Annotated in this window: 9 protein-coding genes and 1 tRNA gene; all 10 read left to right on the top strand. The window is 33.2% G+C overall.

Features of this window, described 5'->3' with window-relative positions; translation table 11 throughout:
• Positions 1–12: 12 nt before the first annotated feature.
• The 10 genes from tuf to rpoC all read left to right on the top strand — a co-directional run bounded on the left by tuf (position 13) and on the right by rpoC (position 12,599).
• Positions 13–1,200, top strand: coding sequence for an elongation factor Tu (tuf, locus tag EHF_RS03765; protein WP_044194392.1), 1,188 nt, complete (start codon positions 13–15; stop codon positions 1,198–1,200).
• 15 nt (positions 1,201–1,215) lie between these two features.
• Positions 1,216–1,292: transfer RNA gene (locus tag EHF_RS03760), tRNA-Trp, on the top strand.
• Between the two features lie 37 nt (positions 1,293–1,329).
• Positions 1,330–1,527 carry a preprotein translocase subunit SecE gene (gene secE, locus EHF_RS03755; protein ID WP_044195386.1) on the top strand — a complete coding sequence of 66 codons (198 nt, stop codon included), beginning with the start codon at positions 1,330–1,332 and terminating at the stop codon, positions 1,525–1,527.
• The gene (gene nusG, locus EHF_RS03750; RefSeq protein ID WP_044195384.1) at positions 1,517–2,056 is read left to right on the top strand and encodes a transcription termination/antitermination protein NusG; all 540 of its coding nucleotides are present in this window, start codon (positions 1,517–1,519) and stop codon (positions 2,054–2,056) included. The genes secE and nusG overlap by 11 nt, the downstream gene beginning before the upstream one ends.
• Before the next feature lie 35 nt (positions 2,057–2,091).
• Positions 2,092–2,502 (top strand): 50S ribosomal protein L11, encoded by a 411-nt coding sequence (gene rplK, locus EHF_RS03745; RefSeq protein ID WP_044195921.1) that lies wholly within the window; start codon positions 2,092–2,094, stop codon positions 2,500–2,502.
• Between the two features lie 35 nt (positions 2,503–2,537).
• The gene (gene rplA / locus EHF_RS03740; protein WP_044195381.1) at positions 2,538–3,200 is read left to right on the top strand and encodes a 50S ribosomal protein L1; all 663 of its coding nucleotides are present in this window, start codon (positions 2,538–2,540) and stop codon (positions 3,198–3,200) included.
• A 16-nt stretch (positions 3,201–3,216) separates the two neighbouring features.
• Positions 3,217–3,699: a 50S ribosomal protein L10 gene (gene rplJ / locus EHF_RS03735; protein ID WP_044195919.1), complete on the top strand. Its 483-nt coding sequence runs from the start codon at positions 3,217–3,219 to the stop codon at positions 3,697–3,699.
• 54 nt (positions 3,700–3,753) lie between these two features.
• Positions 3,754–4,155 carry a 50S ribosomal protein L7/L12 gene (rplL, locus tag EHF_RS03730; protein WP_044195379.1) on the top strand — a complete coding sequence of 134 codons (402 nt, stop codon included), beginning with the start codon at positions 3,754–3,756 and terminating at the stop codon, positions 4,153–4,155.
• Between the two features lie 48 nt (positions 4,156–4,203).
• Positions 4,204–8,346 (top strand): DNA-directed RNA polymerase subunit beta, encoded by a 4,143-nt coding sequence (rpoB, locus tag EHF_RS03725; RefSeq protein ID WP_044195376.1) that lies wholly within the window; start codon positions 4,204–4,206, stop codon positions 8,344–8,346.
• 20 nt (positions 8,347–8,366) lie between these two features.
• Entirely contained in the window at positions 8,367–12,599 is a 4,233-nt protein-coding gene (rpoC, locus tag EHF_RS03720; RefSeq protein WP_044195374.1) for a DNA-directed RNA polymerase subunit beta', read from the top strand.
• The last annotated feature ends 11 nt before the right edge of the window (positions 12,600–12,610 follow it).

Here is a 12,610-nt window from a genome sequence, read left to right as displayed (position 1 = left end):
GGGTGTAATGTTATGGTAGAAGAAAGGAAACCACATATAAATGTAGGGACAATAGGGCATGTTGATCATGGTAAGACAACATTAACAGCAGCGTTAACAACAGTGTTAGCGAAGAGATTAAGTGGAGAAGGTAATAAAAGTGTAAAATATGATGAAATAGATAAAGCACCAGAAGAGAAAGCAAGAGGTATAACCATTTCAACAGCACACGTAGAATATGAAACAGAGAATAGACATTATGCGCATGTAGATTGTCCGGGACATGCTGATTATATAAAAAACATGATAACAGGTGCTGCGCAAATGGATGCAGCAATATTAGTAGTCTCTGCAACTGATGGAGCAATGCCTCAAACAAGAGAACATATACTATTAGCAAAGCAAGTTGGAGTAAAAGATATAGTAGTATGGATGAATAAATGTGATGTTGTAGATGATGAAGAAATGTTGTCATTGGTTGAGATGGAGATAAGGGAATTATTATCAAAATATGGATATCCAGGGGATGATATAGATGTTGTCAGGGGATCTGCAGTTAAGGCATTAGAAGAAGAAACAGGCTCAGGTGTGTGGAGTGAAAAGATTATGGAATTGATGAATGCCTTAGAGAAAATAAATTTACCGACAAGAGAAAAAGACAAGCCATTTTTAATGTCGATAGAAGATGTATTTTCAATACCTGGAAGGGGTACAGTAGTAACAGGAAGGATAGAAAGAGGAGTAATCAAAGTAGGGGATAAAATAGAGATAGTAGGGTTACGTGATGTGCAAAGCACAGTATGTACAGGAGTTGAAATGTTCCATAAGGCATTAGATGCGGGTGAAGCAGGGGATAATGCTGGTATATTATTAAGAGGGATAAAGAAGGAAGATGTAGAAAGGGGGCAAGTATTAAGTGCGCCTGGTCAAATACATTCATATAAGAAATTCAAAGCAGAGGTATATATATTAAAGAAAGAAGAAGGTGGAAGACACACTCCATTTTTCTCAAATTATCAGCCACAATTTTATGTTAGGACGACTGATGTAACAGGGAATATAAAATTACCTGATGGAGTTGAGATGGTAATGCCTGGAGATAATATAAATATCGAAGTAAGTTTAGATAAGCCTGTTGCTATTGACAAGGGATTGAGGTTTGCAATTCGTGAAGGCGGTAGAACTGTAGGCTCTGGTATTATTACTGAAATTTTGGAGTAGTAATACATTGTATATAGGAGTGTAGCTCAATTGGCTAGAGCGTCAGTCTCCAAAACTGAAGGTTATGGGTTCGATTCCTATCACTCCTGCCATTTGATTTAAGTAATATGACATGTAGGTGATTTTATAATGAGTAATATTGCTAAGTTTTTACTTGGGGTAAAGCAGGAAGCTTTGCAAGTTTCTTGGGCTTCTAAAAATGAGGTTGTGGGATTTTTGTTTATAGTAATATTAATAATTACTTTTATGTCTATTTTATTTTGTTGTGTAGATTTTTTATTTTTGAAATTGATCAAGATAGTACTTGGGGTAATTTATGAAATATGAGTGGTATATTATTCAGGTATCATCTGGTAGCGAAGAGAAAGTTTGTCAAACTATTTTAGAAAATTCTCGAGTGTTAGGTCTAGAGGAAAGTTTTCGTGAAGTATTTATTCCGTATGAAGAAGTTACTCGAGTAAAACACAATAAAAAGGTATTGGTAAAAAGGAAATTGTCACCGGGGTATGTGTTTTTGTATATGAGTTTACATGAAAATTCAATTAATTTTGTTAGGAATATACCTAGGGTGTTGAATTTTTTAAATAATGATTTTGGTGTTCCTAAAGTTATTTCTGAAAGTGAAATGGAGTCTATGCGTAAGAGAATGTGTCAGAGTGTAGTAGATGATGTTAGTGTTATTAATTTTGAAATTGGTGATGAAGTTGTGATTAATGATGGGTTATTCCAAGATTTTAATGGCAAAGTTGAATACATTAATGATGATAAAAAGATAGCAGGGGTCAGTGTAATGATATTTGGTAGACTGACTAAGATAGAATTTAAGTTAGAGCATATACAAAAAGTGGAGGGGTAATTGTGAGTGCTGTTTTAGTATCTAAGATAAATTTGATGATAGAGGCTGGAAAAGCTAATCCTGGACCTAAAATTGCTTCTGTCTTAGGGCCTCGTGGTATACCGATGCCTAAATTTTGTAAAGAGTTCAATGACATTACAAGTGGTGAAGGTAAACAATATAAAGTTGGTGATCCGGTTACTGCTAGAATATCTATTTATAATGATAAATCTTACAGTTTTACAATAAGCGATTCTCCTGTGTCCTATTTATTAAAGAAAGCTGCTGCAATTGAAAAAGGTTCAGTGAATCCTGGAAAGGATAATATTGGAAAGGTTAAGATGTCAGATGTTTATGAGATAGCTAGGCGTAAAATGTCTGATATGAATGCTGATACTATAGAAGCTGCAGCTAAAATGGTTATTGGTACAGCATCTTCTATGGGTATTATTGTAGTAGAAGAGTAAATTATAAATAATAGTGGATATAGTAGAGGAATTATATGAATTCATTGATTAGTGATGAGGTTTATGATATTGAGTCAGGTTTAAAGAAGGTTATAGGGTCTGCTAAAGCTAATTTTTGTGAATCTGTGGATGTTGCAATAAATCTTAATATTAATAATTCAAAGTCTGATGAGCAAGTTAGGGGATGTGTTGTATTGCCTAAAGGATTAGGAAGAGAAATAAAAGTTGCAGTGTTTACTAAAGGTGGATATTTAGAAATGGCTAGAGAAGCTATGGCTGATGTTGTAGGTGATGAAGAATTGATTGAAGAAATAAAGAAAAAACAATGTAAATTAGATGTAGATTGGTGTCTTGCTACTCCAGATTTTATGGCGTCGGTTTCTTCTATCGCTAAAATTTTAGGTCCTAGGGGGTTAATGCCAAATCCTAAGTTTAATACGGTAACTTTTGAGCTTGCTAAGGCCATTAAAGTAATAAAATCTGGTCAAATTAAATTTAAGTCTGATAAGACTGGTATTGTTCATGCAAAGATTGGGAATATTAAATTTTCTATAGAAGATTTATTGGAAAATTTTAATGCAGTAATTAATGCAGTAAAGCAATGTAAGCCTGCGTCTATTAAGGGTTTATACTTTAAAGATGTGTTTGTTATTTCAACTATGGGGAAATCTGTTAAAGTAGAAAATTTAAATAATTAGTATTGGAGTGGAGACAGTGAAGCGTAGCGATAAAGAATTGTATTTAAACAAAGTAGAAGGCTTATTTGTTAAATTTAAATATTTTATAGTTGCTAATTTTCAAGGTATGGTGGCTGATGATTTCTTTTCTCTGAGGAGAGAATTAAAAATGGCTAATAGTGGTTTAATGGTAGTAAAAAATAGTTTATCTCGTATTGCCTTAAAAAAAATGGGTAAAGAAGAATTAGCTGCTAGGTTTTTAGGCCCTGTATTTATTGTTTATTCAGATGATATAATAGTAATTTCAAAAATTCTTGCAAAATTTATAAAAAACAATAAAAGCAAGATAAGTTTATTATGTGCGTACGATAGCAATGAAGTATTAGATAGCGAAAAAGTTTTATACTTTGCTAGTTTACCATCTCTAAGAGAATTACATGCACAAATAATGAGCATGATATCTTATAATATTCCGGTAAGATTGGCTTTGTGTTTAAAAGTTCTTGGTGATAAAGAGTGATACTATATTTTAAATTTTATACTTTTTTATTTTTTATGATTGGGGTTAATTATTATGAGTAGTGTTGATATAGATAGTTTAGTAGAGCAAATTTGTAGCTTAGATTTGTGTAAGGCAGCAGAATTAGTAGATAAGATGGAACAGAAATTAGGGTTTCCTAAAGGTGGTTTGTTAACAGCTGTTCCAGCTGCAGGTGGTAGTCAAGCTGAAGGTGGTGCTGCAGCGGAAGAAAAGACAGATTTTTCTGTAATTTTTGATAGTTATGCTGCAGATAAGAAAATTGCTGTTATAAAAGCGGTAAGGGAATGTACTAGTTTAGGATTAAAAGAAGCAAAAGAATTTGTTGAAAAAGAAGGTTCAAAAGAATTGATAGAAGGTAAAAAATATAAGAAAGAAGAAGCTGAAGAAATCAAGAAAAAACTTGAGGATGCTGGAGCAAAAATTAGTATCAAATAGTTTTTCATATAGCTTTTGTTTGTAATTTATTAATCTTGAGGGATTTTAATGTCTTCTTCTGTAACTTCTACTAAATATGTATTAAATTCTTTTAGTTCAGTACCTAGATTGTCTTATGCAAAGTCGATAGATATAAAAGATTCTTTAACTGATTTAATAAAAATACAGAGAGATTCATACAATGCATTTATTGGGGTAGATCAAAGTACTGAAAGTGGAATAAAGAATATTTTTCAATCTATGTTTCCTATACAAGATTTATTGGGTCGAGCTGTTCTTGAATTTGTAAGTTATAGTATTGGTGAGCCACAGTATGATGAGTATGAATGTATAAAAAGAGGTATTACCTTTTCTGTTCCTATACGTATAGTTTTGCGTTTTATAGTATGGAAAGTACAGGAGGTATCTTTTAAAGAAGTAAAATATGTAGTAGATGAAGAAACTTCAGAAAAAAGTATAAAGTACATAAAAGAGCAGGAAGTTTCCATAGGTGATCTTCCTACTATGACTTCTCATGGAACATTTATCATAAATGGGATAGAGAGAGTAATAGTATCACAAATGCATCGTTCTCCAGGTGTATTTTTTGATAGTGATAAAGGAAAAACTTATAGTTCTGGAAAATTAATTTATTCAGCTAGAATTATTCCTTATAGAGGTTCATGGCTAGATTTCGAATTTGATATAAAAGATATACTTTATTTTCGTATTGATAGAAAGAGGAAATTACCAGTTTCTTTGCTTTTAAGAGCTTTAGGTTTATCTAATAATGATATTTTAGATACTTTCTATGATAAAGTACGTTATGTAAGATGTGAAAAAGGATGGATAGTTCCATTTGTTGCTGATAGGTTCAGGGGTGTTAGGTTGTCTCATGATCTTATGAGTTCAGATGGTAATGTACTAGTAAAGGCTAATACGAGAATTACTTTAAGGATGGCTAAAAAATTAGCTAATGATGGACTTACAGAGTATTTGGTTCCATTTGATGAAATTCAAGGATTATTTATTGCTAATGACTTGTTAGATCCAAGTAGTAATGCTTTGATTATATCTGCGGGAGAGAATATTACTAGTGAGCATATAAATAAGTTAGAATTGTTTAATATAGATGAGATTTTTGTTCTAAATATAGATTTTTTAACGGTTGGTCCATATGTTTTAAATACGTTATTTTTGGATAAGAATGTATCTTATGAAGAGGCGCTTTTTGAAATATATAAAGTTTTGCGTTCTGGTGAGTCGCCTAGTTTAGATGTTATAAAAGCTTTTTTTGATGGGTTGTTTTTTGAAAAGGAAAGGTATGATCTATCTACGGTTGGAAGAATAAAGTTAAATGATCATCTTGGATTAGATATTAGTGAAGATATTACGGTATTAACTAAAGATGATATAATTCATGTTATAAAGAAGCTGGTATTGTTAAGGGATGGTGAAGGTTCTGTTGATGATATAGACCATCTTGGTAATCGTAGGGTAAGGTCTGTTGGTGAGTTTATTGAAAATCAATTTAGAATTGGGATATTGAGACTTGAAAGAATGATCATGGATTACATGTCTTCGGTAAATTTTGATAATGCAATGCCATGTGATTTTGTAAATCCTAAGGTTTTAGCTACGGTTTTAAAAGATTTCTTTAGTTCTTCTCAGCTTTCTCAGTTTATGGATCAAACTAATCCATTGTCTGAGGTTACTCATAAACGTAGGTTATCTGCTTTAGGCCCAGGTGGTTTAACCAGAGAAAGGGCAGGATTTGAGGTGAGAGACGTACATCCGACACATTATGGAAGAATTTGTCCAATTGAAACTCCAGAAGGTCAAAATATTGGGTTGATCAGTAGTTTAGCTATTTACGCTCGTATTAATAAGCATGGATTTATTGAAAGTCCTTATCGAAAGGTAGATAAAGGGGTTGTTACTGATAAGGTGGAGTATCTGTTGGCTATGCAGGAAAGTAATTATTATATAGCTGATGCTAGTGCTACTCTTGATGAAAACAACCAATTCGTTGATGATATGCTTTACTGTAGGCATGATGGAAATTTTGTTATGGTTAAGAGGGAGGAAGTTGATTATATAGATGTTTCTCCAAAACAAATTGTTTCAGTTGCTGCATCTTTGATACCTTTCTTGGAAAATAATGATGCGAACCGTGCTTTGATGGGTTCTAATATGCAACGTCAGGCAGTGCCACTATTAAAAGCAGATGCTCCTTTGATTGGTACTGGTATGGAATTAATAGTTGCTGCTGGATCAGGAACAGTTGTTTTAGCTAAACGTGGGGGTATTGTTCATAGGGTAGATGGGTTATATATAGTTATTCGTGCGTTTGATCAGGAGAAAAATGAGTATTTGGGTGTTGATATTTATAATTTAAGAAAGTTTCAGCGTTCTAATCATAATACTTGTATTAATCAACGACCTTTAGTTAAACCTGGAGATTATGTAAAAGCAAATGATGTTATAGCTGATGGATCAGCAATTGATCAAGGTGAGCTTGCTTTGGGTAAGAATGTGTTAGTTGCTTTCATGTCTTGGCAAGGGTATAACTTTGAAGATTCAATAGTTATTTCAAGTGAAGTTGTAAAAAAAGATGTATTTACTTCTATACATATAGAGGAGTTTGAATGTGTAGTTAGAGATACAACACTTGGTCCAGAAAAGATTATGAGGTCTGTCCCTGATATCAATGAAGATAGTTTATCTCATTTGGATGATGTTGGAATTGTTAATGTTGGTGCTGAAGTTTCTGCTGGGGATATTTTGGTTGGTAAAGTTACTCCTAGACCGCCAGTTTCTTTGCCTCCAGAGACAAAATTATTAGTTACTATTTTTGGTGAAAAAGTATTTGATTGTGTAGATTCTTCACTATATTTGCCACTTGATGTTGAGGGCACAGTAGTTGATGTGCATGTTTTTGTACGTCGTGGTGTTGAAGAAAATGATAGATCTCTCCTAATTAAGCAAAATGAGATTAATGGCTTTATAAAAGAAAGGGATTATGAAATTGATGTAGTTAGTGAATATTTTTATGATGAATTGAAGAGAGTTTTAGTAAATTCTGGTATGCAGTATGATAATCAGGATATGGATGATTATTTAACATCTACTCCAAAAAAGGATTGGTGGGATATTAATTTGTCTGATGAGTCTGTATTATCTCAAGTTAAGGGCTTGAAGGAAAAATTTGATTCGATGATTCAAAATGCTCATAGTAAATTCGATCAAAAGATAGACAAGTTAAATTATGGGTATGATTTACCACAAGGTGTTTTATGTATAGTTAAAGTTTTTGTTGCAGTAAAACATAATCTACAACCAGGAGATAAAATGGCTGGTAGACATGGTAATAAAGGGGTGATTTCCCGCATCGTGCCTGTTGAAGATATGCCATACTTAGAAGATGGAACTCCTGTTGATATTATACTTAACTCTTTAGGCGTCCCTTCTCGTATGAATGTTGGACAGATTTTAGAGACACATTTAGGGTGGGCTTCTGTTAATCTAGGGAAAAAGATAGGACATATATTGGATAATATTGATGAATTGACAATATCTCATTTGAGAAATTTTTTAGATCAGGTGTATGATGGACAAGATTTAAAATATAATATTCAATCTATGAGCGATGATGATCTTTTGGTGTTTGCAGAAAGGTTGCGTGATGGTGTACCAATGGCTGCTCCGGTATTTGAAGGGCCAAAAGATAGTCAAATTTCTAACTTATTAAAGTTAGCTGATTTAGATGTTTCAGGGCAGGTAGATCTTTATGATGGAAGAATTGGTGAAAAATTTGATCGTAAAGTTACTGTGGGATATATATACATGTTGAAATTGCATCACTTAGTAGATGATAAGATACATGCAAGGTCTGTTGGTCCATATGGATTGGTAACTCAGCAGCCATTAGGTGGGAAATCTCATTTTGGTGGTCAGCGTTTTGGAGAAATGGAATGTTGGGCATTACAGGCTTATGGAGCTGCTTATACTTTACAAGAAATGCTTACAGTAAAGTCTGATGATATTGTTGGAAGAGTTAAGATTTACGAGTCTATAATTAAAGGTGATAGTAATTTTGAATGCGGAATACCAGAGTCCTTTAATGTCATGGTGAAAGAGTTAAGGTCGTTGTGTTTAGATGTTGCTTTAAAGCAAGATAAGGATTTCTTAAATAGTGAAGTGAAAGATTAATAATTAAAGGGTAGTAGTATATGAAGATGTTGGATTTGTATGGCTATACTAGTATTGCACAGTCGTTTGATAAGATTTGCATATCTATAGCTAGCCCTGAAAGTATTAGAGCAATGTCGTATGGTGAAATTAAAGATATTTCTACTACTAATTATCGTACTTTTAAAGTGGAAAAAGGAGGGCTTTTTTGTCCTAAGATTTTTGGGCCAGTTAATGATGATGAATGCTTGTGCGGTAAGTATCGAAAAAAACGTTATAGAGGCGTCATTTGTGAAAAATGTGGAGTTGAAGTTACTTCATCAAAGGTACGTAGAGAAAGGATGGGGCATATAGAACTTGTATCTCCTGTAGCGCATGTTTGGTTCCTAAAGTCTCTGCCTTCTCGTATAGGAGCATTACTTGATATGCCGCTTAAGTTGATAGAAAATATTTTATATAGCGGTGATTTTGTAGTTATTGATCCAATTGCAACTCCATTATCTAAAGGTGAAGTTATTAGTGAAAGTGCTTACAATCAAGCAAAGGATAATTACGGAGAAGATAGTTTTCTTGCATTAACTGGAGCTGAGGCTATTAGGGAATTATTAGTCCGGTTGGATTTGCATGCAATTAATGCAAGTCTTAGAGTAGAATTAGAATCTACAACTTCAGAGATGAAGCGAAAGAAAATAGTAAAAAGATTGCGTATTGTTGAAAATTTTATAAATTCTGGGAATAAACCTGAATGGATGATATTAACAGTTATACCAATTTTACCGCCTGATTTAAGGCCGCTTGTTTCTTTGGAAAATGGAAGGCCAGCAGTTTCTGATTTAAACCATCATTATCGGACAATTATTAATCGTAATAATAGATTGGGTAAATTGTTAAAATTGAATCCACCTGCGATTATGATTCGCAATGAGAAGAGAATGCTGCAAGAAGCAGTAGATGCTCTTTTTGATAGTACACGTCGTAGCTATATTTCTAATAAAGCAGGAAGTGTAGGGTACAAGAAGTCATTAAGTGATATGTTGAAAGGTAAGCAAGGGCGTTTTAGACAGAACTTGCTGGGAAAAAGGGTAGATTATTCTGGTAGATCAGTAATAGTTGTTGGTCCTAACTTAAAATTACACCAATGTGGATTACCTAAAAAAATGGCTCTAGAATTATTTAAGCCGTTTATTTGTTCGAAGTTAAAAATGTATGGTATTGTGCCAACAGTAAAGTTAGCAAATAAGATGATACAAAATGAAAAGCCAGAAGTTTGGGATATTTTGGATGAAGTGATACATGAGCATCCAATATTGTTAAATAGAGCACCTACTTTACATAGATTAGGCATACAGGCGTTTGATCCAGTTCTAATAGAAGGTAAGGCAATACAGTTACACCCTTTAGTATGTAGTGCTTTTAATGCTGATTTTGATGGAGATCAAATGGCGGTGCATATTCCATTATCATTAGAAGCTCAGCTTGAGGCTAGAATATTGATGATGTCTACTAATAATATTTTGAGTCCTTCTAATGGTAAGCCGATAATTGTTCCTTCAAAAGATATAGTACTTGGAATATATTACTTAACATTACAAGATCAGGTTCAATCTGAAGATGAAGTTTTATTATTTGCTGATTTTAGTCATGTGGAATACGCTTTACATAATAAGGATGTACATATATGTAGTAAAATTAAGTATAGAATGACTTATTGTAATTATGATGCATCAGATGAAGAGCCTTCATATTATTCTAAACTAATTGAAACAACTCCTGGCAGATTGATATTGTGGCAGATATTTCCGCAACATAAAAATTTAACTTTTGATTTAGTAAATCAGGTTTTAACTGTAAAGGAAATTACAGCTATAGTTGATTTAGTGTATCGAAGTTGTGGTCAAAGTGAAACTGTTGAATTTTCAGATAAATTCATGTCTCTTGGATTTAAATATGCTTCACAGTCTGGTATTTCATTTGGATGCAAGGATATGATTATCCCAGATACAAAGACAATGCATGTAGATAATGCTAGTGAAAAAATTAAAGAATTTGCTGTGCAGTATCAAGATGGCTTGATCACAAGGAGTGAAAGATATAATAAAGTAATAGATGAATGGTCTAAGTGTACTGATTTGATAGCTAAGGATATGATGAAAGCTATTTCTGTATATGATGTAGAAAGTAAATTAAATTCTATTTATATGATGGCTCATTCTGGTGCTAGGGGATCTGCGTCACAGATGAAACAATTAGCAGGAATGAGAGGGTTAATGGCTAAACCTTCAGGTGAAATTATTGAAACTCCTATAATATCTAACTTCCGTGAAGGGTTGAATGTATTTGAGTATTTTAATTCAACTCATGGAGCAAGAAAAGGTTTAGCAGATACCGCTTTAAAAACTGCGAATTCTGGGTATTTAACTCGTAGGCTTGTTGATGTTGCTCAAGATTGTATAGTTGTTGAATATGATTGTAAAACACACAATGGATTTGCCATAAGATCTGTTATTGAAGGTGGAACTGTAGTTGAGACATTAGATAATATTATACTTGGAAGAGTTGCTGCTGTTGATGTTTATAATCCTATTACTGAAGAATTGCTTGTTAAAGCTGGAGAGTTAATAGATGAAGCTAAAGTTGAGAAAATAAAAATAGCTGGGTTAGATGCTGTGAAAGTGAGATCTCCTCTTACTTGTGAAGCTAAAAAAGGTATTTGTGCTTTATGTTATGGTAGAGATCTTGCTATTGGTGATATTGTATCAATAGGTGAAGCTGTTGGTGTAATAGCAGCTCAATCTGTTGGCGAACCTGGTACTCAATTAACTATGCGTACTTTCCATGTAGGTGGTACTGCCATGAGAGGTGTTGAAACTTCAAACTTAATAGCATTATTGGATGCTAAGGTGAAACTAGTAAACAGTAATGTTGTTGAGGATAAGTATGGTAATAAGATTGTTATGAGTAGGTCTTGTGAAGTAGTATTGCTTGATAGTGTGGGTAATGAAAAGATGCGTAATACTATACCTTACGGTGCAAGACTTTATGTTAATGATGGTCAATTAGTAAAAATTACAGAAAAAATTGCTGAGTGGGATCCTTATACAATGCCTATTATTACAGAAAAAACAGGTATCATTAAGTATATGGATTTAATAGATGGTGTGTCTATTAATGAAGTATTAGATGAATCTACTGGTATTTCTAATAGGGTAGTAGTTGATTGGAAGTTACATTTGCAAGGTGCTAACCTCAGGCCTAGATTAGTTTTAATTGATGACAATGGTAATGTAATAACGCTATCTAATGGATTGGAAGCAAATTATTTCATACCGATAGGGGCAGTACTGAATGTTCAAGATGGGCAGAAAGTTCATGCTGGGGATGTAATAACAAGAATTCCGAGAGAATCTATAAAAACTAGAGATATTACAGGTGGGTTACCGAGGGTAATTGAGTTGTTTGAAGCGCGGCGTCCAAAAGAACATGCTATAGTAAGTGATATTGATGGTTATGTTGAATTTGGAAAAGATTATTATAGGTCTAAAAGACGTATATTTATTAAACCAGTAGATGTTAGTTTGGTGCCTGTTGAATATTTAGTGCCTAAAGGTAAACATACTATTGTAAATGAAGGGGATTTTGTACACAAAGGAGATTTGTTGATGGATGGTGATCCTGATCCTCATGATATATTACGTGTTTTAGGGGTTGAAGCACTAGCAAATTATATGATCTCTGAGATTCAGCAAGTTTATAGGTTACAGGGTGTACGTATTGATAATAAGCACATAGAGATAATCTTAAGACAGATGTTGCAAAAAGTTGAGATATTTGAACCAGGAGATACTATGTATTTAGTTGGGGAGAATGTAGATATGGAAGAAATCATAAAGACTAATAATAATATGATAAAAATGGGTAAATCTCCTGCTAAGTATGCTCCAATACTTCAAGGGATTACTAGAGCAAGTCTTGATACTAATTCATTTGTTTCTGCTGCATCATTCCAGGAGACTACGAAAGTATTAACAGAAGCGGCATTTTCTGGTAAGGAAGACTCTTTATATGGATTAAAGGAGAATGTGATAGTGGGTCGACTGATACCTGCAGGTACAGGATTCTTAATGAATAAAATTAAGAAGTTATCCTTATTAAATAAAGAAGATTATTCTATGTATTATAATAGTGAATATCAGGATCCAGCATTACTCCAACGTGATGATAATGCTTTGGGTCAGGGGTTGCCTAAAGATACAAATAGTATTGTTGACTATTAAAGAATATGAAA

The sequence above is a fragment of the Ehrlichia japonica genome (assembly GCF_000632845.1).
In the GTDB taxonomy this organism is placed as follows: Bacteria; Pseudomonadota; Alphaproteobacteria; order Rickettsiales; family Anaplasmataceae; genus Ehrlichia; species Ehrlichia japonica.
Note: the sequence above shows the minus strand (reverse complement) of the source record. Positions and strands in the feature narration are given on the sequence as shown.

Bases quoted from the DNA above. Each gene is read 5' to 3' on its own strand.
- tuf (WP_044194392.1), top strand. From the start codon at position 13: ATGGTAGAAGAAAGGAAACCACATATAAATGTAGGGACAATAGGGCAT.
- secE (WP_044195386.1), top strand. From the start codon at position 1,330: ATGAGTAATATTGCTAAGTTTTTACTTGGGGTAAAGCAGGAAGCTTTG.
- nusG (WP_044195384.1), top strand. From the start codon at position 1,517: ATGAAATATGAGTGGTATATTATTCAGGTATCATCTGGTAGCGAAGAG.
- rplK (WP_044195921.1), top strand. From the start codon at position 2,092: ATGATAGAGGCTGGAAAAGCTAATCCTGGACCTAAAATTGCTTCTGTC.
- rplA (WP_044195381.1), top strand. From the start codon at position 2,538: ATGAATTCATTGATTAGTGATGAGGTTTATGATATTGAGTCAGGTTTA.
- rplL (WP_044195379.1), top strand. From the start codon at position 3,754: ATGAGTAGTGTTGATATAGATAGTTTAGTAGAGCAAATTTGTAGCTTA.
- rpoB (WP_044195376.1), top strand. From the start codon at position 4,204: ATGTCTTCTTCTGTAACTTCTACTAAATATGTATTAAATTCTTTTAGT.
- rpoC (WP_044195374.1), top strand. From the start codon at position 8,367: ATGAAGATGTTGGATTTGTATGGCTATACTAGTATTGCACAGTCGTTT.